Origin of the sequence: Methanofastidiosum sp. (assembly GCA_020854815.1) — an archaeon.
In the GTDB taxonomy this organism is placed as follows: Archaea; Methanobacteriota_B; Thermococci; order Methanofastidiosales; family Methanofastidiosaceae; genus Methanofastidiosum.
Map to the genome: position 1 here is coordinate 1 of JAHKLW010000097.1, position 20,933 is coordinate 20,933.

A 20,933-nucleotide genomic window follows, 5' to 3' on the forward strand; every position below is an offset into this window, starting at 1 on the left:
AAAAATCTAATGACAGGTAGAACTCTCCTCTTTTAACTAAACTCTCGTTGTATTTGCTCCAGTTGCGCTGCATAAAGCAGTAGGGTTTTTATGGGGTTTAAGCTTTTCGCTTCATTTGAGGTGAATTATTCAACAAAGCAATTTCTCACGAAACCTTTAAAAACTCGTTAGAAGTCATTTGTCTATCTTATGGAATGTGGATTCAAGCGAAATGCTTGCCGAACCATAAGGAGGGATTTATTTGGGATATTACAAATATATGGAAGAGGCTTGGAAAAAGCCAAGAGAAGGGTATACAAGAGAACTTTGGACAGAAAGATTAATTCAGTGGAGAAAGGAACCTGTAACACTAAAAATTGAAAGGCCAACAAGAATCGATCGAGCAAGAAAGCTTGGTTATAAGGCAAAGAAAGGATTTATTGTTGCAAGAACAAAAGTTCAAAGAGGTGGGAGAAAGAGACCCACAATAAAAGGTGGGAGAAGACCCGCAACAAAGGGTATCTTAAGATATTCTCCTAAAAAGAGTCTCAAATGGATTGCAGAAGAGCGTGTTCAAAGAAAGTTTCCAAATCTTGAAGTTTTAAACTCATACTGGGTTGGAGAAGACGGACAGCGTGTTTTTTACGAAGTTATCTTAGTTGATCCTTTTGCACCTGAGATATTTGCAGATCCAAGAATTAACTGGATATGCGAAAGACAGCACAAGAGAAGAGTATTCAGGGGTTTGACCTCGGCAGGAAAGAGATCAAGAGGACTTAGAAACAAAGGAAAAGGTGCTGAGAAGCTTAGACCTTCACTAAAAGCCCGAGGAAACAGAGGTAAGTAAGGTTGAATCCATTTGGTATCGCATGGATACGAATAGAAACTTTTTCACATGCTACTGAAGATATAGAGAAGGTAAAATCTTTACTTTCTAAATTTTTTTCTTTTGATATAACATTTAATGAAAATAGAACCTATGGCCATTTTGGTAATGAGATTACTATCATTAATATTGAACTCATTAGGAATAAAGAAATAAAGGTCTTTGTTTCTGACTTCCTAAAAATTGTTGATAAGAATTACATATCTCAATCTTTTGAAAGAAGGCTTGATGAGGATGGAATATTATTCATTCGAATGAATAAGGAAAGAATATATAACGATGATTTCACTATTGATGATAATGGAGACATACTAATATCTATGAAGTTTGTCACCTATCCAAAAAGCAGAGAAAAGGTTATCGAGAATGGGAATCTATTATTCGGCAATTGATCTTAGAGGTTATCCTTCGCCTTATTTTTCAAAAACAGGTTTGGTTAAACAGGTTAATATAACTAATTTCAAGAGTATTCTGGAAAGCTTTGACAAAAATAAACAAGATGGCACTCTTTTTGGTATCGAAATTGACGATGAATCTAAAAATGCTAAGAAGATTATTAGAAAGGCCGAAGGAATAGACCTCATAATATTCAAAAGCAGAGATTCTAAAGAGAACAGAGAAGCACTTAAAATTAAAGAAATCACATTGCTCTCAAATCCTGATAATCTTGATAGCGTCTGTTTTGATCTTGCCAGAGAGAATTCAATTGGATTTGAATTTAACGTCCAGTATTTTTTTAATAATCAAAGATACAGAAGAGTGAAAACTTTAGAAACTTATAGGGAAATATTAAAGGCATATAGGAAGTTCTCATTTTCCCTAGTTTTGACTTCAGGGGCAAGAGATGTTCACGAAATAAAGACTCCTTTAACTCTAGTTTCTTTTGGTTGTGTCTTAGGTATGGATATAAGGGAATCCAAGGGCGCAATTACTACCGTTCCTGAGATGTTGATTAATAAAAATAAATTTAGAAATAATAAGCCTTGATATAACTTACTACTACTTTTGGATGTTTAAGGGTAAACAAAAATATTTCTGGAATTTTTCTTATTATGATGCCAGAACCGCGCGTACACCCATAGAAACATGGCGTTTCCATATAACATTTTTTTACTATAGAATAATCCATTTCTTTGAGTGCTTGTTTTATCCCCATTTCTTTTAGACTAGTAGATGGCTTAAATTCAAGACATGGAGCTATTTCCCCTTTTTCAGTTAATATTATAGATTTCTTCATCGCGTCGCATGGTGCACAATAATTTCCTTCAAGATATTTAATTGATTCATCATAAATGAGTTTATCAAATATCAATCCTTCTTTTTTGGATAGTAAGCTCAATTTTTTAAAGGCGTCAATAATAATTTTTGGATTATCATCATAACTCATCTCTTCGTCATATGCGCTAGAATGGCAGTGCGAATAATTATAAGGATAAGCATTGAACTTAAATCCATTGTTTTTTGAAAAATTAAAAAGAGCGATAACTTCATCGTAGTTAATTTTACTAATAGTTGAAATAATGTGCCACATTCCTTTTTTGTTTTTTATTTTACCGCACTGCTCTATATTATTCAGTAAAAGGGGAAGTTTGTCTACACCTCTAATTTTCTTATACTTTTTTTCATCTAAAGAATCAAGACTGATACTTACATTGCACTTGAGTTTTGCAATTTTACTTGCAATTTCCTCATTAAGAAGTAAACCATTTGTTATTAGGGTAGGATTCAATCCAATATTGATTAATGTCTCGATAATTTGTAGAATATCCTTTCTAAGTAAAGGTTCTCCGCCTTGTATAAAAACATGTTTTGCCCCATATGATTTCAAGTCCTTAAATATGGACTCAATTTCTTCCAGTGTAAGTTCCTCTTTTAGCTTAGAAGGAGTTTTCCATATACTACACATTGGGCATATAGAATTGCATCTTCTTGTAAGATTAAACACAACTAAAAATGGTCTTCCGAGGAGGATATTCTTTATCATAAATCCAATTTCAATTAAATACTCTTAAATCTTTTCTTATAGTCTTTTCAAATTCAAACTATTCTTCCATTATCCTCTTGAGATTTAATCCTTCTTCCATATGCTTTTTAACTGCTACAATTGATTTTTGACCTTTCAGATCTTGAAGAAATTGGCCCTAATTTATAGTAATTATAGGCTTTAAATTCGCACCCACCATTTTTAAGTTCAATTAAGAACTTGCTTTTAGTTAAGAAAATACGCCAAAAAAGATTAGTAAGCATGAATTCTATTTGCCTATTTTGAATAATATTTTTGTAAACAATCTTCATTTTATGTAGTTCGCCATGAATATACTCCTCAAAATAAGCAATTGCCCCTTCTTCAATTCTATTCCCTTTTTCAAAGTGAAATTCTACATGATCCTGAGGATGCCATAAAATATATCGTTCCTTGTCCATATTTAAAAAAAATTCAAATACTTTTTCTGGTGGGGCATTAATCTGTATGGTATCTTTTAACACAATCATTTTATTAACTCTTGATATTAAATTGACTTAATTTTTCAAACAATTCTTTTTCACTAAATTCTTTAAAACTGAAGATTTCTTCCACGGATTTATCTTCCAATAAAATCAGGATTTTGTTTAGGGTTTCAGTTATATTTTCATATATGCCAATCTGGCTTTGAGACATGAGCCCCACGATATTGTCTGGCCAAGCTTTAACATACATTTTTAATATTTGGATCAAGGCTTTATTTTGACTTATTTTTTGAAGGATAATTTTCTTAATTTGTTCCTTGTCAAATATTTTATAAAAAAAGAGATCAACGTAAATATTTATATAAGCATTAACTGGATTTTCTGAACTATCGATTAATATTTTTTTTAAACGATCCAGCCCAGATTCTGAGAGGGAATATATTGATTTTGTAGGTTTTTTGACATCTTCAATTCTCTCTTTTACTGTTACAAATCCTTGTTTTTCCATATTTCTTAATGAATTATATACTGTTGCTTTATTCAACTTGAGTATAGGGTCAGTTATCTCTGACTTTTTTTCAAATAGTTTATATATCTCGTATCCGCTCAATTCTTTATAGCTTAGGATGCCAAGTATTAATAGCTCAGATATAATCACAGGGTTTTTATGTTTCAGTGAATGTATTATCTCTTCTATATTTAATTTTGGATTTTGTTGCATGAATTACCCCCTACTAATACTCAAATTTTCATATTGGGGCAAATGTTTCATATCTTCATAGAGCCAAACCATTCTGTCAACAAACCATAACTTCCCAGAAAACTGGAGAGCGCCACCAAACAGAAGAGGCCAGATTTCAAGGCTATATGTTCCCCAAATAACAAATAGAAAGCCAATTCCTGAAACAATATTTAGAATGTTTGGAACTTTCCTATGGTATTCTGGCACCGGTATTTTATCTCGATTTAACCAAACTCTCTCGCCAAAAACACCTTTTGATGCCCAATTATCGGTTGATTTTGGGGAGGAGAATATTCTGGGATTTATATACATCCAGATCAAACCTAGGGCAATTGGAATAAGTGAGTACCATCCCCACCAAACTCTACTCCAGAATGCAATAACAAGTAATGGGGTTACCGTGTTTCTCGTTATAACACTCCAAGGATTAGAATGTCTCTTCCAAGTTTCTTCGTTCATTTTGAATGATTTACTTATTTTTCTTTCCAGGGTCATATCAATTCACCTTTAGTCTAATATATACTAGTATAATTTAGACTATATAAAGTTTTAGGTTGAGAAAAATAAAATACTAAAATTTTAAGAAATCTATTTTAAAAAAATAGAGAAAATTAAAGTGTCTTCTGTTTCATTTCTTCTTTTTGAAGACATCGGAAAGCATATCTTTGATGCCCTTTTTTGGTACATTAGTTTTTGTAGTTGTTTGGGCAGTTGGTTCTACTTTTGGTGCAGGTTCTCTTTTGACCATTGTTTCTTCACCTTTACCTGCTTTGTAAACTACTTTGCCTTTTTCAACTACATCGACATTCCATTGAGTGTTTTGTGAAACGGCTTTCTGTGCCATGTTTTCGGCTACGCCTCTTATTTTAGTATCTGACCAATCTGGATGTTCTTTTTTTAAATCTATAACATATTTCTCTGTGAATTGTTTTCTTAAATCCATTATCATTTTATTTCTTTCGGCCATTGTTATAGTCGGTTTTTCAGGCATATTTTTTACCTCCTTTAATCTCCTTATTCGTATACATTTAAAGGGAAATATATTCTTTTCTTAAAAATACAAATATCAAGAATATATTTAAGTTAACACAACAAAGGTAATCTATTTTTTTTATATTATTTAAATATATTGGTTTACTAAAGACTAAAGATGTCTCAATAAGAAATTATGAATTACCTTATTTTTCTTAGAATAATCCTCGTCTATGTCTGCGCCTGTGATGATTTTCACCATTAATCTTCCGAATGAAGATGTCCTTTGCAATACTTTTTTCCAATGCAATTTGTGTTTCATCTATTTGTATTACAAATGTCGGGAATGTTTGACTAATTTTTATCTTAGAACCTGGACTTAATCCCAGAGTTGAAAGTCTCTGGAGCCGTGGATGACTTTTAGTGACAAGATACATTATTATACCTTCACTTCCCGCTTCCATGTCTTCGAGTGAAACTATAATTGGCTCTAATACTTTTGACACATTCTTACAACAATTCCCCGAGGGTATCTCAAATCCATGTGGGCATGCACTTGGATGTCCTAAAAGGGCACATATAGAATCTTCAAGCCCTTCTGTGATTGTATGCTCAAGTCTGCATGCGGGCTCCTCTATTTCGTCAATTGTCATTTGGAGTATATCTTTAAGAAGTCTCTCGGTAAGTCTATGTCTCCTTATTATTTTTTTACCAATTTCTTCTCCTTTCTTCCTGAACTTAATCTTGTTATTTTGAACCTGAATGTATCCTTCTTTTTCCAGATTATTCAAAACATCCGCAGGAGTCAAATCACCTGCAATTTGAGAAAAATTACACCTTATAGGGATACCTTTGACAAAATTTTCTATAGTTTCGTCATTTTGTTCTCTCATAGCCCATATATATTCAAGCGATTCTTCAATTATCTCTTCTGACATATAATCCCTCTAAAACATTATACCAGTGTACTTAAGAAATATATTTGTAACTCCTCCAACAAAGATTGCATATAGAAGAACAAAAACAAATATCATTGCCGCTATCTTTGTACCTCTCTCTTTGATTATCACAAAAAGATTAGCAATACATGGGACGAAAAGTGTTATTACAATTAAACTTACAACAGTCTGAACATTTGACATTAAACCAAGGTCCTGTAATTGAAATAATCCTGCCGCCCCATAATCTCTTCTAAAAAATCCCATCAAAAATGCTCTTGCAGCTTCTATCGGCAGTTCGAGAAATCCAACAACAATAGGAGAAAATAATCTTTCAATTATCCCCAGTATTTCGAATTCATTAAGAAAAAACAAGGATAGTGTTCCCAGTATAAATATAGGTATAACTTCTTTTATGTACCATTCTAATCTCATTAAAGTCTTATAAAGAATATTTGAAAACTTTGGGATTCTGAGAGGTGGTAGTTCCATTATAAAGTCAGAGGCTTGGCCTTTGATTATCCTTGAAGACAATGACCCAACAAGTATTAATTGAAGCAAAACTACGACTAAGATGAATAGCAATGCATTGAAAGAAAGTGCAGATGCCATGGCAAAAATGACAGCTATTTGGGCAGAACATGGAACTCCCAGTGCCAAGAGAAGTGTTGCAATTATTCTCTCTTTTTTTGAATCTAATGTTCTTACTGTAATTGTGGCCATAGTTACGCATCCGCATCCCAATATAAGGGGTAGTATTGCTTTTCCATTGAGCCCTAAGATCTTCAAAGGTTTATTGCCCATAACTGCTAACCTTGGGAAATAACCTGAATCTTCTAGAAGACCAAAAGCTATGAAAAATGTCAAGACAATAGGAAATATGATTGCAATTGCATATGTTAGTGCCATTGTGATTATTCCAAACTCTCCAACAAACATTCTAGATATAAAATTATTAGGGACATAATTATCAAAAATGTAAATAAGGCCTGGATTTATTATATCGCCAAATAATTTTTCTTCTAAGAACTCAACCATTATTTGAGCTCCAAAAAATCCTACAAACTGGTAAAGCAATAATACTATTCCCAAAAATATTGGTATGCCTGTAACAGGATTTAAGGTCAGATTGCTCAGTTTTTCAGATAATTGTGTTTTTAAGATCTTCTCTTCTTTTTTGACTTTTTTCAAAATGTGGAGAGTTTCTTCTCGTCTTTTCTCCCGGATATAATAAAAAAGTGGTACAGGAATAGATTCTTTTTCTTTTGCTATTATTTCTTTTATTTCTTCCATTTTTTTCTTGTCTTTTAGAACCCTTTCTGCATATGATTCGTCTGACAGCACCATTATTGCTTTTCCTCTATTTCCGAGTATTTTTGTTAGTTTTTCAACAGAGCTTTCAAGCTTTCCATAGTTCACTTTAATATACGATTTTGATGAATTTAATATCGATTTCTTCATTTTGGCTATGCCTTTACCTTCAACAGCAACAGTTTCAACAACAGGGACACCAAGTATCTTTGAGAGCCTATCAATGTCTATAATTACTCCTTTTCTCCTAGCTTCATCAGCCATGTTTAAAACAAGAGTAAAAGGTAGCCCAATCTCAGAAAGCTCGGAAGATATCATTAAAGCTCTCTGTAGATTCTTTTCGTCTGCTACTTGGATTACATAATCAATTTCACTAGAAAATAATACATTCCTAGTTACTTCTTCATCTTCAGACATTGGGATGAGACTGTTTGATCCAGGCGTATCAATTATATCTACCTTTTTTATTCCTAAAAGCCCCTTTCCTCTTGACAATTCAACTGTTGTCCCAGGGTAGTTCGATACAGTCACGTACTTACCAGTAAGATGAGAAAAAATTACACTTTTACCAACATTTGGACTCCCGACAAGTGCTATTCTTTTGTCCATTGATTTATCGCCTCAAACAAATTTCACAGTCTGCATCTGGATCACATTTTGGTATATCTTTGCCACAAGGACATTTTGAAGGTCCTCCGGCCATTTTGCATAAAGCATCAGTAACTTCATCGGAGATACAATGTTCCATTTTACATGCCTCTTCATGAACAATATCTAGATTGATTTTGAGATAGTCATTCAGAAATATTTCAACTATCCTGTGCTTTCTTTTTATTTTATTAGCTATTTTCAATCCTTTTTCAGTTAATCTAACACCTTTATAAGGCTCATAAAAAATCAAATTATTTTTATTTAGTCTTTGTATTTCCTCTGTTACGCTTGATGGTGAAACATTCATAAATTGCGCAATATCTGTTGTCTTCGCTACCTCTTTTTCTATAGCGATATCAAGTATAGCCTCCAGATATTCTTCTACATCCTGTTTTGGCATTGTATCAGTAAATAGTTTGGGTGGGCCTAATTTATAAATTTTTCGGTGGACCTAAAAATATATAATTCTCTGAATCTTATTTACCCCTTAATGTGACATAATTGTCTGATTCAGGAATAATATCTTTTAATAAATTATATGTAGAAGTGTCTGGTTTGATAGCTAACACCCTCAAGACGTCTTCTGGTGTGTCAAGATCATAAAACAAAGTATCCGAATTTAATATTTTAAATGAAATATTATTTTTTTGAAATTCGGCCGCATGTTTTTCAAAACTATTTTCTCCAAACTGTAATTTGAAATTTACGTCTAAAGGTAACAACAATGCAGAAGTTCCACCCCTAGATGAAGGCGATACTGAACCACATCCGTTTTGTGAAATAGAAATAATATTCTTGATATCGGTCTCATTGATGAAAGGTAAGTCTAATGGTAAAATCAAAACTTTATTTTCTTTTTTCTTCAATAGAGTAATTCCTTTTTCAAGTGCTCCGTTAAGATCAACTTCATCTTCAAATATAATTTTTACAGGTAATCCATTTGGCAGGATCTCACTATTCTCCTTCTTTGTTAGTAGATATATTTCAACTTCAGGAAAATTTTGGAGAAGAGAAATCATATCCTCTAGTAATGCTATAATGAGGTATTTTTTATTGTTTCCTAAGACCTCGTTTAATCTAGATTTTGAGAAATTGACAGATTTCAAAGGCAGCAATACAGGTAATGTCATTGCATTTCCATCCTTTTAATTACAAACTTACAAAGTCTAGCTCTGTCCTCCCGATTTCTCATTAGAGTATCTGTCATGATGACATCCATCCCAAATTCTCCTTTAATCTTTTCTAATAGACTAGGTTCAAGAGAATCGATTATAAATATATCCAATATATCTTTATAGTATTTTGCAACTCCAAACGAGTTTGCTTCATAGCTTGATGAATTCATAAGTTCAACTAGTGGACCTTTGACAGCCTTACCCTGGATAAGCGGAGAAACACCAATAACTTTTTTTTCAGAAAGTATCTTTCGTACACCCTTTAGAGATATTATTGTACCTATACTAACTAGTGGATTTGAAGGAGGTATGATAACCCATTCTGAGTTCTCAAGTGCATCAAGAAAACTATCAGATGGTTTAGCCTGATCTATTCCCTTATAGATAATATTATTTATCTTTCCTTCGGGTCTTTTTATGTAATATTCTTCAAAATGAATTAATTTATTTTCTAATTCAATGAATGTCTGAAAGAAATCATCGGTCATTGGAATTAAAGGAATATTTACTCCAAATCTTTTGCAAAGTTCAGATGTTACTTCAGTCAAAGTTTTACCTTCTTTAAGAAGTTCAGTCCTCTTGATATGCACAGCTAAATCTTTATCCCCTAGGAGTATCCAGTCTTCATAGCCCAATGATTTTAGATAATTCTGACAAATGAAAGTATCATTTTTTATTCCCCATCCTTTCTTAACATCAATTTCTCCAGAAAGAGTATACATAAGCGTGTCTACATCAGGCGAAACATGCAGCCCATAAATCTCAATGTCATCACCAGTATTTACAATGGCCGAAAAATTTTTGGTAATGCTAGAAAGACCGTCAACAAATTTTGCCCCTCCGCCACCACCAGAAAGTACTGTTATCAAACTACCACCCATTGTAATGGATTACATCCTTTAGATCTCTTCTTTTTGGTTTTATTGGATCTTCGTCAGGTATGCCAATTATTAGAATCTCCTGCGGTATGATATGGTTAGGGATCTCAAGAACTTCTCTTATATCTTCAGGACAAAAGAGAGGCGCGCAAAGCCATAGTACACCAAATCCTTTTTCAGTAGCTTTAAGCAGAATATTCTCTGAAGCCAGTGCCACACTCTGTACCCCCATGATAAATTCTGCATTATCTCTCTCATCCCCATATTTTTCTACTTTTGATGTATCGAAGCAAGGTATGATAATAAAAGGGGCGTTATTTATTCTTCTCTTTGACAAATTCACCCGGTCTTGGATCTCATTTAGAGGTTTACCATCTTTTTTTAGATTATTGATCCAGGTTGTAGCCATCTTTGAGGAGAGATTTTCTTTAACTTCAGTTGAATCAATTAGTAAAAATTCCCATGGTTGAAAATTATGGGCCGAAGGTGCCTGCGTTGCTGCTTCAATTAAGGACATCATGTCTTCTTTTTGAATTTTGATATCTTTAAATTTTCTTATCGTTTTTCTTTTAATTATTGGATTAATGTCCATATTTTTCCCTTTGTCTATTTAAAATAATTTCTTACTTCCTCAACTACAATCCCACTCAAAGCAACGAGCGCTATTAAGTTAGGTATTGCCATAAGCCCGTTAAATATATCAGATATATTCCATACTATGTCTACATAAGTAACAGATCCAAAAAATACAGTGGATAAGAAGAAGATTTTGTAAAGATATTTTCTCTTTACACCAAAGAGATATTCAAAACATTTTTCACCGTAGTAAGACCATCCAAGGATAGTTGAATAACCAAATAAGACGGAACATGATACTACAACCATGGTTCCAAAAATCCCAAGAGTCTGGGCGAATGCTGCACTTGTTAAAGCTGATGAAGTAAGGTCTCCGCCCCATATGTCAAGGTTGCTTTCAAGTATAACAAATCCAGTCATAGAACATAGAATTATTGTGTCAATGAATACTTCAACTATTGCTAGGGTTCCCTGTCTAACAGGATGAGGGGTTTTTGCTGCAGCGTGAGCTATTGGAGCACTGCCCAGCCCTGCTTCATTAGAGAATACTCCCCTCGCGATTCCAAATCTAATTGCCCTTGATACTGCAAATCCAGCTATCCCCCCAGTAAAAGCTGTTGGGGAAAAAGCATATCTTATTACAGATGCAAATGCATAGGGTATTCTATCGTAGTGTATAATTATAATAGCTGAAGCAGTTATTAAGTAAAGGATGCTCATAAATGGAACAAGATATGATGTGACCTCTCCTATCCTCCTGATTCCACCGAATATAACAAGTGCAGTAAGGAGGACTAATATCACCCCGAGAATTGCTGAAGCTGCAAATACATCTCCAAAGATGGGCATAGATATCACAGCGCCTTTGCCAACATTAGAAATTATGGCTAAAATAACAGAATTTGCCTGTGCCATGCTACCTATACCAAAGGAAGCAATAACTCCAAATATAGAAAATAGAATTGCCAATGCCTTAGCATCGATATTATACTTTTCCTTGAATCCTTTCTGGATATAGTGCATTGGTCCTCCGGAGAATTCTCCATCAGGATTTTTCTCTCTGTATCTTACTCCCAAAACAACTTCAGAGAATTTAGTGGCCATGCCCACAATAGAAGTTACCCACATCCAAAAAAGAGCTCCGGGACCCCCCATAACAATGGCAGTTGCAACACCAGCAATATTACCAGTTCCAACTGTCGCTGAAAGAGCTGTTGTAAGTGCCTGGAATGAAGGAATATCTCCTTGAAGATCTTCCTTCTTAAACGCACTTTCTAACAAATTTTTGATGGAAACAAAAAGTCTTCTAAATTGTATACCTCTCAAAATAATTGTGAGATATATACCAGTTCCAACCAATAATACCAACATCATAGGGCCCCAAATTATGGAATCCAATGTTGCTATAAAATCGGAAATAATTTCTAAAACACTCATGCCTATCGAAAAAACTTAATAAAAGTTATTTAAATATTTATCCAAAAGTAGTGGGCCCACTGAGATTCGAACTCAGGACCTCCGCCGTGTAAAGGCGACGTCATGACCAACTAGACCATGGGCCCGCAAGTTATCGTATTAAAATTAATATATAAATGTTATGATTTTTTTCCAGTCATTGACTCGATATCTATCCGGATTATACAGATTTTTTCTAGTTCTTTTAATGAATACTCGAAATCACCTTCGGAATAATGTGACATTATTATATCTAGCGCATGTTTTTTTTCATTTGAATCAGAAATGAAATGGGCCTTGCCATATCCTACAATACTAATATATTTCATAGAAAAATCACATGCTTTTTTAGATAGAACTAGTTCATGACCATCATCAATTTCAAATGATACCTTATTGTTTTTCTTTAAAATATCAATTTTCATCCCTTTTTTTGAAGAGTGTATATAGATGCATTTTTCCTTATACCCAAAGTTTAACGGTATGACATAAGGGTTATTATCTTCACAAACTGCAAGCCTTAGAACCTTTGCTTTATTTATTACTTTTTCAATTTCACCAAAATTTTTTATCTCCCTGTCTTTCCTGTTCATAAAATACCTTTGATTTTTAGTTATTTATCATTTTTCTATTTAAAAGAGAATTGGAATAATTAGTAAAATTTAAAAACGCTAATTAGTAAGGGTCAATTATGGCATTTAAAAACTTAAATGACATTGAGAAAAAAGAGATTTATCCTGGGTATAAAGCTAAATTTATTCATACTGAGAACATAACTTTAGCCCATTGGACAATAGAAGAAGACTCATTTTTTCCAGAACATATGCATCCACATGAACAAGTGTTGAGTATGCTTGAGGGAAAGTTTGAGTTAACAGTTGGTCTTGAAACTAAGATATTAAAACCAGGTGACGTAGCGATAATACCTCCCAACATACCCCACACAGGTAAAGCATTAAAAAAAACAAAGGCCATAGACATATTCTACCCCCATAGGGAAGACTATGTTTGATCTTTAGTCTATTTCGGAATAAATTTTTTATTTATTTTTACCTAGGAACGCTTATATACTAATGCCAAGAGTGAACCACTTTGATTTAAGTAGTAGTACTCTTGATAGTATTCTTATTGATTGCAGTAAGGCAAGTAGTAAATATCAATTAGAGATATGGCAGGTAATCTATTTATTCTGAGGGCAGCAAGCACAGTCATTATTATACAGAATGCAGAAAAGAAGTCAAACGAAACTATTACCTTCCTTGAATTTGCAAAAGTGGGAATACCTCTAACTATGTTGAATACAATCGTTTACTATGTGTATCTTTCATAGTATGATTATTTGGATTTGCACCTTACTATACCGTGCTTATGGAAGTACTTCTGGTGGTAATCTTCTGCTTTGTAGAATTTACTTTCAGGAATAATTTCTGTAACTATCTTACTGTTAAATCTACCTGATTTTTCAAGTCTTTCTTTTAGGGTCAATGCTTTATTCTTCTGATCCTCGCTGTGATAAAACACAATTGACCTATACTGACTTCCAACGTCTGGACCTTGCCTGTTGAGTGTTGTTGGGTCATGTATATTCCAGAATAATTCTAGTAACTTATCATAAGATAAAATATCAGCATTGAATTCAATTAGTACAGATTCTGCATGACCAGTTTTATCCGTGCATACCTCTTCATAGGCGGGATTTTCTGTACGCCCCCCAGAATAACCTACTTGTGTTGATATAACTCCATCTATCTGACAGAATGCGGATTCTACTCCCCAAAAACATCCAGCTGCAAATGTCGCCTTTTCGATTTTACTCATAATCAAAATTATCCTATTAATAGTTATAATCCTATTTACTATAAATAAAAAAAGAGTAATAATCTGATGTTATAATTAAAAAGAATAATAAAAATAAAAAATCTTAGTATGATTCACACTGTCTTTCAAAGTAAGCTTTTTCATGGTTGCAGGAAGGGCATATCTCTGGGGGCTCGGTACCTTCGTTTATATATCCGCACTTTCTGCATACCCATACAACTTTTTCTTTCTTTTTGAAAAATGTTCCTTCTTGTAGTTCTTTTATGAGTTTCTTGTATCTTCCTTCATGATGCTTTTCTGCTACTGCAATTGCTCTAAGTCTTGTTGCGACGTCCTTGAACCCTTCTTTCTCTGCTGTGTCTGCAAACTCAGGATACATGTTGGCATACTCATAGTGCTCACCGGCTATCGCGCCTTTGATGTTCTCAATTGTATTGCTTAGTATTAGAGGAGCTTCTGCTTCAACCTTTATTTCTGTAGGGTTTCCTTCCTTCTTTTTAATATCGTTAATCATCCTAAAGAGCCATTTGGCATGCTCCCTTTCATTGTCGGCTGTTAGGAGAAAGAGTTCAGATACTTGATCGTATCCTTCTTTATAGGCAATCTTAGCATATATCGTATATCTATTTCTTGCCATGCTTTCTCCAATAAAAGCCTTGGTCAAATTTTCTAATGTTTTGCTCATTATATCACTCCAACAATATTAATGTAAACTACTATTAAAATTTACCCTTTTTAAAATAGAGAACTATAAAGAAATAATCATAAATCTAAGATGATCGTATAATTTATTTATGCTGTAATTAATAAATCTAAAGAAAATGTTAGATATTCTCTTTTTTTCTTTTTATTCTTTTGAGTGGAAAAGTTATTTAAATTTAATTATCAATTAAATTCAAGGTGTTTTTTAATGATGCCGCTTGATGGAATAAAAGTAATTGATTTTACAGGAGCTTTGTCTGGCCCTTATTGCAGCATGCTTCTAGGTGATATGGGCGCCGAAGTAATTAAGGTTGAAAGACCAAAAAGAGGGGACGATTCTAGAGGATGGGGACCACCCTATATCTATGAAAACTTGAGCACTTATTTTGCTAGCATAAATAGAAACAAAAAAAGTCTAACCTTGAATATAAAAGAGTCAGAAGCAAGAGAAGTTGTAAAAAAAATAGTGAAGAAATCTGATATTTTGTTAGAAAATTTCAGGCCAGGGACTATGGAGAAACTTGGACTTGGATATGAAGAGATGAAAAAAATAAATGAAAAACTAATTTATTGTTCTATATCGGGATTCGGCCAGAATGGCCCATATAAGTTCAAGCCTGGTTACGATCTTATATTACAAGGCATGGGTGGACTTATGAGCGAAACTGGAGAACCGAACGGTGGTCCAGTTAAAATAGGAATCGCTGTGACTGATATCTCTGCAGGCATGTTTGCATGTTATGGAATTCTTAATGCTATTATTGCAAGATCAAAAACAGGAAAAGGTCAATTTATCGATACTTCTATGCTGGACTGCCAGGTTTCATGGCAAACTTATTTTGCAACAGGCTATCTTGCCGCAGGGAAAATTCCATCGAGAATCGGAAGTGCCCATTCCCTTATCTGCCCATATCAGTCTTTTAGAACTAAGGATATTTTCATCAATATTGCAGTTGGAAACGAAGACATGTGGAAAAAATTTTGTGAAGTCCTTGGGCTTGACATAACTGTAGATGAAAGATTCTCAGACAACGGAAAACGTCTAAAGAATAGAGACGAACTTGTTAGAATAATAGAAGAGATACTCATAAAAAAATCTGGGGAGGATTGGCTAATTCTTTTAGAAAAGGCAGGTATCCCCTCTGGGCCTATTTATACTATTGACCGCTTATTAAATGATCCTCAAGTATTACACAGAAAGATGATTGAAGAAGTAGAAAATCCATTTTACGGAAAAATAAAAATTCCAGGATTACCTGTCAAATTATCGGAAACGGGAGGATCTATAAAACTACCTCCTCCGGTTCTTGGGGAGCATTCTGAAGAAATATTAACCGCTCTTGGATACACTGAAGAACAGATAAAATCATTGAAAGAAAAAGATATAGTTTAACATACTCTTGGAACAGGATCTGACACTGGAGGCTCTAAAATTCTCCTCCCCCCTATTACTGTTTCAAGAATTACTTTCTCTCCTTTTTTCACTTCTCCGATAATGGCCGCATTTTTTCCTCGACGATCTTTTCTTATAAGATCAAGAACTGTTTCGGCATCTTCACGTTCAACAGAAATCAAAACTTTGCCTTCACATGCTATTTCCATAAAGTTTAGTCCAAGAATATCGCATATAGAAGCTACTTCTTCCCTGACAGGTATTTTCTCTTCTTTAATCTCGATTCTTACTCCTGATTTTTTTGAAAATTCATTTAATGAATTGGCGATGCCACCCCTTGTGGGGTCTTTCATTGAACGAATTTTGTAAGGAAGTATTCTTTCAATCATCTTATTTAGGGGTGCAACATCTGATTTGATGCTAGATAAAAATGGTATGTCTTCTCTTACAGAAAGCATTGAGGCGCCATGATCCCCTATAGTTCCAGAAACTATGATCAGATCTCCTTCTTTAAGATCTTTGTCCGAAAGTAAATTGTGTGTATATCCAACACCAGAGGTATTAATAAAAAGATCATTTCCAGCAACTTTTGTATCTCCTGTTATTAATGGAACGTCTGCTTCTTTCAAAGTTTCATCCATAGATTTTATGATTTTCCGAAATTGGTCAGTAGAAAATCCTTCTGGGAGTATAACTCCCGAAGATAGAGCAAGTGGTTTTGCACCCATAACTGAAAGGTCATTTATTGTACCAGAAATTGAAAGTCGTCCAATATCTCCTCCTGGAAAAAAGAGAGGGGTTACTGTATGAGAGTCAGTAGTAAATACTATGTGCCCGTCGCCAAATGGTATAGTCCCAGAATCATCCATATCTGGAAGTCCCAATCCTCCCTGAATCTTATTAAGAGAGAATCCATTGATGTAGAGAGACTTGATCATCGTTTCCATCATGTCCCCCCCTCCACCATGCTCTGACTTTATTATATCGGAAGTAAACTCGCCCATATAAGATTAGAATATAGGAAAACTTTATAAACATTGTTAGACCTTTTAGGCCAGATATAAAGGTGATAATGTGTCAATTTGGCAGGCTAAATCAAAAAGAAAATTCACTGGTGGAAGAATCACACAAGCAAGAAAAAAACTTAAGAGAGAACTAGGTAGAGAATCAACTTTTACTGTAATTGGAGAAGTTAGTAAGAAAAAGGTAAGGTGCTTGGGTGGAACAGAAAAAATGAAACTGATGAAGAATGATTATTCTAATCTACTCACAAAAGAAGGATATAAGAAAGCAAAGATCACAAGTGTAGCAGATAATCCAGCTAACAGGCATTTCGTCAGAAGAAGCATTATTACAAAGGGTGCAATAATAAACACAGAGCTTGGAAAAGCAAGAGTAACTTCAAGACCCGGACAAGACGGAGCAATAAACGCCGTTTTAATTGAATAAATTTTCATTTTGAAATTAATTAATGTCTTTTTTAGAGAAAAGTTTAAATAAGACTTTTTATTAATAATTTTAAGTTTAATTTTTGCCTTTTTCGGCAATCTAAGGAGGTATAATTATGAGAGAGCCAGAAGAACTTCCTCTAGCCCCCCTTGAAAGACTACTTAGGAAAGAAGGGGCTGAAAGAGTTTCAGAAGATGCATGCAAAGTCTTAGGCGTTGCTCTTGAGGATTACTCAAGAATAATAGCAAGAAAGGCTAAAGATTATTCAGCACATGCTAAAAGAAAGACTATAAAGGCAGAAGATATAGAACTTGCCTTAAGGGATTTAAATATTTAATTTTTTTCTTTAATAGATGGCAGAAAATCTTATATTTGATACTGTTTCCCGATTGGTGAGGTAAATGGAAAAAAAAATAAAAAAATGTGCATATTGTCAGACTGAATTTGATATTAAAGACAAAAATCGTATAGTTCTAGAGTTGTGGAAGGATAAAAAGCACCTCACTAGACTTTATTTTTGCAGTAAGAACTGTTTTGTTTCTTTCTTGAAAGATAAAAAGGTCATATGAGGTATTCTATGTCAAAGGAAAAACTCAAAGGCATAAGAAGGTCTCTTTTGGAACAAAAGTATAGATTTGATCTTGGTAGGCAGTTTCTAGTCTATGTAAACTTTGCACTTCTTATCATAGCAGCTTCAGATAAAATAAAACTTATCATCGATCTAAAAACTACCGAGCTTCTATTGATTCTGGTGCCCATATCTTTCGTAGCAACTTATATTTTAGGATACGTTCTTGATAAATTTGTCAAGTTTCCACAGGCTACGCAGATGGTAGAGGCCAAAAGAAGCCCTTACACATTGATGACGCAGGAGAAACTTGATAAAATTATTGAATTACTTGAAAAACAATAGGAAAAACTTATATTCACACAATTACATAACAATATATTATAAGGGGATTTTATGGGTAAGATTGCAGCAACTAGATTAAGAGACAAGATGATTGTAACAGAACAAGGTCATGAAATTGGAACTCTTTTTGACATGGTCATAAATGAAGATACTGGAGAGCTCATAGCTCTTGTTGTGGAGCCTACAACTGATGTCATTTTGGACAATATGATAACGGACAAGGAAAATCTAGTTCTTGTTCCTTTTAGCGCTGTAAGAGCTGTCAAGGACTTCATCATAGTTGACGTCAGAAGAATTCCAAAGAAGAGCGAAAGAGTAGGAATGTTCGCAAAGGTTCCCGAATAAATTATTTTTTTATCTTCTTTTCTATTCTAAGTTCCATTAATCTCTTTATTACCAAGTAAGCAATAGAGAAAGTAATAGCTCCTATTAGAGGCGTTTTATAATCATTATTCTTAAATAAAATAAAGTTAATACCTATGAAAAATATAAAATAGATGAATGCTAAAAGGATTGCATATAAGATAGAATTCATTTCGTTTAATCGCATGAGATTCTTTTCATCGTTATGACTTATATTTCTAGCCCTTTATTCTAAAACTTAGATAAGTATTTATGTATATAAAAATAAATCAATTTATGAAACTACTGGGATTTGTAGGTGGGATGAACTGGCAGTCTACAGTTGATTACTACAAGACCATAAACACGCTGGTAAATCAAAAACTTGGGGGAAATCACTCTGCAAGATTGATAGTATATTCAGTTGACTTTGAAGAGATTCTGACTCTTGAGCTACAAAATAACTGGGATTTAATCAAAGATAAAATAATCGAAATATCTGGGAGTCTTGAGAAGGCTGGCGCCAAAGGAATTGTCATATGCTCAAACACTATGCATTTGATAGCAGAAGACCTAGAAAAAGTGAGCAAGATTCCTATAATAAATGTAATAGATGCAACAGCTGAAGAGATAAAGAAAAATAGAATTAATTCTGTGGGACTTCTTGGTACAAAGTTCACAATGGAGATGGAATTCTATAAAAATAGACTAACAGAAAGACATAGATTAAAAGTCTTAGTTCCTGATGCAAAGGATAGGGCGATAATTAATAATATAATCTATAAAGAGCTAGCATATGGAAATGTAAACTTGGCCTCTAAAAAAGAAATCAAAAGAATAGCAGACGATCTTATTATAAAAGGTGTAGAAGGCATTATATTGGGATGCACTGAGCTTCCAATGGTAATAAATTCTAAAGAATTTGAAGTTCCACTATTTGAAACACTAAAGATACATATGTTGGCGGCCATGGAGTTTTCATTGAATGATTATCAAGGGTAAAATTTATTAAGGAGTCTAAAAAAATCTGTGGAGAGGAGACAATCATGAAAAAGGAAAAAATAAAGCAACAACATAAACAGAAGAAGTTCAGATCAGAAGGAACAAATATGCTGATTGGTATTGGTCTTGGTATCGTCTTTTACTTAATATTTGGTAACTTTATTCTTGCAGCCATCATGGCAATAGTAGTCGTTACCATCTTAGGAATTGGTGTTAAAGACAAATAAAAAGTTAAAAGAGTTTTCTCTGACTAACTGAGCATTTGATATTAGTTAAAGTTTTCCATTCTGCCCTCACAAAATCAGGAAAACTATTATTTAATTTATAGTAATCTTCAAGAAATTTTATAGTCTTTGGGTCACTAGGATAGCCACTTCCAAATGAAACGCCCTCATCCTCTTCAATTTTTTTTATAAGCTCATCCCTCTTTACTTTTGCAAATATCGAAGCAGCTGCAACTATTGGATATTTATCTTCGGCCTTGTGGGAAGCTATGATCTCACATGAAGAAAATTCATCACCAAGCGCTTCTTTTAGATTATCAGAAAATCGATTTGCATCAACATCGCATGAATCGCATATCACCCGATTTATTGGAGCATTAAGTCCAACAATAGCTTCCTTGAAAGCTAAAAGCTCAATCTCATTTAGAGTGCGGTTCTTCATCTCCTTATTCAGAAAAGTGGGGCTCAATACCCTAAAATAATATTTTCCTTGAAGGCCTAATAATTCTGAAAATAACTCTTTTCTCCTTTTTGCAGTAAGTTTCTTTGAATCTTTTACGCCGAGTGATTCAATTTGTTTAAGTTTATCTTCAGATACTGAGAAAGAAGCCACTACAAGCGGCCCTATGACAGGACCCCGCCCTGCTTCGTCCACACCGCACACCTGCATTACTTTAAACCTCCGTAGAAAGTAAAGCATGTCTTACTGCCTTGACGCCACTTAGACCTTTTAATTCAGTCAAAAACTCTTTAATCTCTTTAGTCTCGCCTTTTAGAATAAAAATCTCAAGACAGTTTTTTTCATCCAGATGCGTGTGTAAAGTTGTCTCAACTACATGTTCGTATTTGTGGTGGATGGTGTTCAATGGACTTTCTGATTTCTTACTTGAGATAACCATACCAGTGACTACTAAATGCCCTTTTCCTTCTTCCCAGACTTCAGTTGTGACATAATCCCTCAATGCCTCCCTAAAGATTTCAGACCTAGTTGAAAATCCTTTGACAGCGAGCAATTTATCAAGTTTATCAAGTAGTTCATCGTTAATTGAAATACTAATAACAGACATTCAATCCCTTCC

At 33.8% G+C, this 20,933-nt stretch carries 31 protein-coding genes and 1 tRNA gene; 13 read left to right on the plus strand and 19 right to left on the minus strand.

Annotation, left to right across the window (positions count from 1 at the left end):
• The first annotated feature begins 241 nt into the window (after positions 1-241).
• From KO464_10660 to KO464_10670, 3 genes are read left to right on the plus strand one after another with little or no spacing between them, the layout of a single operon-like run.
• The gene (locus tag KO464_10660) at positions 242-826 is read left to right on the plus strand and encodes a 50S ribosomal protein L15e (GenBank protein ID MCC7573818.1); all 585 of its coding nucleotides are present in this window, start codon (positions 242-244) and stop codon (positions 824-826) included.
• Positions 827-828: 2 nt separating this feature from the next.
• Positions 829-1,257 (plus strand): hypothetical protein, encoded by a 429-nt coding sequence (locus KO464_10665; GenBank protein MCC7573819.1) that lies wholly within the window; start codon positions 829-831, stop codon positions 1,255-1,257.
• The gene (locus KO464_10670) at positions 1,232-1,852 is read left to right on the plus strand and encodes a hypothetical protein (protein MCC7573820.1); all 621 of its coding nucleotides are present in this window, start codon (positions 1,232-1,234) and stop codon (positions 1,850-1,852) included. Before KO464_10665 ends, KO464_10670 begins: the two co-directional genes overlap by 26 nt.
• Here KO464_10670 and KO464_10675 read toward each other — a convergent pair.
• From KO464_10675 to KO464_10740, 14 genes are all read right to left on the minus strand, one after another.
• Positions 1,833-2,849, minus strand: coding sequence for a radical SAM protein (locus KO464_10675; GenBank protein ID MCC7573821.1), 1,017 nt, complete (start codon positions 2,847-2,849; stop codon positions 1,833-1,835). The two genes, KO464_10670 and KO464_10675, sit on opposite strands and share 20 nt — an antisense overlap.
• A gap of 107 nt (positions 2,850-2,956) precedes the next feature.
• On the minus strand, positions 2,957-3,358 hold the full coding sequence (locus KO464_10680; protein ID MCC7573822.1) for an SRPBCC domain-containing protein: 402 nt from the start codon (positions 3,356-3,358) through the stop codon (positions 2,957-2,959).
• Between the two features lie 4 nt (positions 3,359-3,362).
• The gene (locus KO464_10685; GenBank protein MCC7573823.1) at positions 3,363-4,034 is read right to left on the minus strand and encodes a PadR family transcriptional regulator; all 672 of its coding nucleotides are present in this window, start codon (positions 4,032-4,034) and stop codon (positions 3,363-3,365) included.
• A 3-nt stretch (positions 4,035-4,037) separates the two neighbouring features.
• Entirely contained in the window at positions 4,038-4,550 is a 513-nt protein-coding gene (locus tag KO464_10690) for a hypothetical protein (GenBank protein MCC7573824.1), read from the minus strand.
• A gap of 133 nt (positions 4,551-4,683) precedes the next feature.
• Positions 4,684-5,046: a hypothetical protein gene (locus KO464_10695; GenBank protein MCC7573825.1), complete on the minus strand. Its 363-nt coding sequence runs from the start codon at positions 5,044-5,046 to the stop codon at positions 4,684-4,686.
• A 196-nt stretch (positions 5,047-5,242) separates the two neighbouring features.
• Positions 5,243-5,965 carry a metal-dependent transcriptional regulator gene (locus tag KO464_10700; GenBank protein MCC7573826.1) on the minus strand — a complete coding sequence of 241 codons (723 nt, stop codon included), beginning with the start codon at positions 5,963-5,965 and terminating at the stop codon, positions 5,243-5,245.
• Between the two features lie 9 nt (positions 5,966-5,974).
• The gene (feoB, locus tag KO464_10705) at positions 5,975-7,885 is read right to left on the minus strand and encodes a ferrous iron transport protein B (GenBank protein ID MCC7573827.1); all 1,911 of its coding nucleotides are present in this window, start codon (positions 7,883-7,885) and stop codon (positions 5,975-5,977) included.
• A 4-nt stretch (positions 7,886-7,889) separates the two neighbouring features.
• Positions 7,890-8,327, minus strand: a complete 438-nt coding sequence (locus KO464_10710; GenBank protein MCC7573828.1) for a metal-dependent transcriptional regulator — start codon at positions 8,325-8,327, stop codon at positions 7,890-7,892.
• A gap of 76 nt (positions 8,328-8,403) precedes the next feature.
• Positions 8,404-9,057 (minus strand): 2-phospho-L-lactate guanylyltransferase, encoded by a 654-nt coding sequence (gene cofC / locus KO464_10715; GenBank protein MCC7573829.1) that lies wholly within the window; start codon positions 9,055-9,057, stop codon positions 8,404-8,406.
• The gene (locus KO464_10720; GenBank protein MCC7573830.1) at positions 9,054-9,971 is read right to left on the minus strand and encodes a 2-phospho-L-lactate transferase; all 918 of its coding nucleotides are present in this window, start codon (positions 9,969-9,971) and stop codon (positions 9,054-9,056) included. Before KO464_10720 ends, cofC begins: the two co-directional genes overlap by 4 nt.
• 1 nt (position 9,972) lies before the next feature.
• The gene (locus KO464_10725) at positions 9,973-10,572 is read right to left on the minus strand and encodes a nitroreductase family protein (GenBank protein ID MCC7573831.1); all 600 of its coding nucleotides are present in this window, start codon (positions 10,570-10,572) and stop codon (positions 9,973-9,975) included.
• Positions 10,573-10,586: 14 nt separating this feature from the next.
• Positions 10,587-11,993 carry a sodium:alanine symporter family protein gene (locus KO464_10730; GenBank protein MCC7573832.1) on the minus strand — a complete coding sequence of 469 codons (1,407 nt, stop codon included), beginning with the start codon at positions 11,991-11,993 and terminating at the stop codon, positions 10,587-10,589.
• A 51-nt stretch (positions 11,994-12,044) separates the two neighbouring features.
• Positions 12,045-12,118: transfer RNA gene (locus tag KO464_10735), tRNA-Val, on the minus strand.
• Positions 12,119-12,151: 33 nt separating this feature from the next.
• On the minus strand, positions 12,152-12,604 hold the full coding sequence (locus tag KO464_10740; GenBank protein MCC7573833.1) for a pyridoxamine 5'-phosphate oxidase family protein: 453 nt from the start codon (positions 12,602-12,604) through the stop codon (positions 12,152-12,154).
• Positions 12,605-12,702: 98 nt separating this feature from the next.
• Between KO464_10740 and KO464_10745 the strand changes: the two genes are divergently transcribed.
• Both KO464_10745 and KO464_10750 read left to right on the plus strand, forming a co-directional pair.
• Positions 12,703-13,023 carry a cupin domain-containing protein gene (locus KO464_10745; GenBank protein ID MCC7573834.1) on the plus strand — a complete coding sequence of 107 codons (321 nt, stop codon included), beginning with the start codon at positions 12,703-12,705 and terminating at the stop codon, positions 13,021-13,023.
• Positions 13,024-13,179: 156 nt separating this feature from the next.
• Positions 13,180-13,341 (plus strand): hypothetical protein, encoded by a 162-nt coding sequence (locus KO464_10750; GenBank protein ID MCC7573835.1) that lies wholly within the window; start codon positions 13,180-13,182, stop codon positions 13,339-13,341.
• 5 nt (positions 13,342-13,346) lie between these two features.
• Here KO464_10750 and msrA read toward each other — a convergent pair whose 3' ends face one another.
• Positions 13,347-13,829 (minus strand): peptide-methionine (S)-S-oxide reductase MsrA, encoded by a 483-nt coding sequence (msrA, locus tag KO464_10755; GenBank protein MCC7573836.1) that lies wholly within the window; start codon positions 13,827-13,829, stop codon positions 13,347-13,349.
• Between the two features lie 103 nt (positions 13,830-13,932).
• Entirely contained in the window at positions 13,933-14,514 is a 582-nt protein-coding gene (locus KO464_10760; protein ID MCC7573837.1) for a rubrerythrin family protein, read from the minus strand.
• A 228-nt stretch (positions 14,515-14,742) separates the two neighbouring features.
• Between KO464_10760 and KO464_10765 the strand changes: the two genes are divergently transcribed.
• Positions 14,743-15,924 (plus strand): CoA transferase, encoded by a 1,182-nt coding sequence (locus KO464_10765; protein ID MCC7573838.1) that lies wholly within the window; start codon positions 14,743-14,745, stop codon positions 15,922-15,924.
• On the opposite strand, the gene hypE is transcribed toward KO464_10765, so the two are convergent.
• A complete protein-coding gene (hypE, locus tag KO464_10770) occupies positions 15,921-16,928 on the minus strand; it encodes a hydrogenase expression/formation protein HypE (protein MCC7573839.1) in 1,008 nt (335 codons plus the stop codon). The genes KO464_10765 and hypE overlap by 4 nt on opposite strands.
• A gap of 70 nt (positions 16,929-16,998) precedes the next feature.
• On the opposite strand from hypE, the gene KO464_10775 reads away from it, so the two are divergent.
• From KO464_10775 to KO464_10805, 7 genes are all read left to right on the plus strand, one after another.
• On the plus strand, positions 16,999-17,373 hold the full coding sequence (locus KO464_10775) for a 30S ribosomal protein S8e (GenBank protein MCC7573840.1): 375 nt from the start codon (positions 16,999-17,001) through the stop codon (positions 17,371-17,373).
• A 115-nt stretch (positions 17,374-17,488) separates the two neighbouring features.
• Entirely contained in the window at positions 17,489-17,710 is a 222-nt protein-coding gene (locus KO464_10780) for a histone family protein (GenBank protein ID MCC7573841.1), read from the plus strand.
• Positions 17,711-17,774: 64 nt separating this feature from the next.
• Entirely contained in the window at positions 17,775-17,942 is a 168-nt protein-coding gene (locus KO464_10785) for a hypothetical protein (GenBank protein MCC7573842.1), read from the plus strand.
• A gap of 8 nt (positions 17,943-17,950) precedes the next feature.
• The gene (locus KO464_10790; GenBank protein MCC7573843.1) at positions 17,951-18,286 is read left to right on the plus strand and encodes a hypothetical protein; all 336 of its coding nucleotides are present in this window, start codon (positions 17,951-17,953) and stop codon (positions 18,284-18,286) included.
• 51 nt (positions 18,287-18,337) lie between these two features.
• Complete coding sequence (locus tag KO464_10795) at positions 18,338-18,631, plus strand: PRC-barrel domain-containing protein (protein ID MCC7573844.1); 294 nt, start codon at positions 18,338-18,340, stop codon at positions 18,629-18,631.
• Between the two features lie 294 nt (positions 18,632-18,925).
• The gene (locus KO464_10800) at positions 18,926-19,630 is read left to right on the plus strand and encodes an aspartate/glutamate racemase family protein (GenBank protein ID MCC7573845.1); all 705 of its coding nucleotides are present in this window, start codon (positions 18,926-18,928) and stop codon (positions 19,628-19,630) included.
• 44 nt (positions 19,631-19,674) lie between these two features.
• The gene (locus KO464_10805) at positions 19,675-19,857 is read left to right on the plus strand and encodes a hypothetical protein (GenBank protein ID MCC7573846.1); all 183 of its coding nucleotides are present in this window, start codon (positions 19,675-19,677) and stop codon (positions 19,855-19,857) included.
• A gap of 4 nt (positions 19,858-19,861) precedes the next feature.
• Here KO464_10805 and rnhB read toward each other — a convergent pair whose 3' ends face one another.
• The gene (gene rnhB / locus KO464_10810; protein ID MCC7573847.1) at positions 19,862-20,509 is read right to left on the minus strand and encodes a ribonuclease HII; all 648 of its coding nucleotides are present in this window, start codon (positions 20,507-20,509) and stop codon (positions 19,862-19,864) included.
• 19 nt (positions 20,510-20,528) lie between these two features.
• Entirely contained in the window at positions 20,529-20,921 is a 393-nt protein-coding gene (locus KO464_10815) for a CopG family ribbon-helix-helix protein (GenBank protein ID MCC7573848.1), read from the minus strand.
• Positions 20,922-20,933 lie beyond the last annotated feature (12 nt).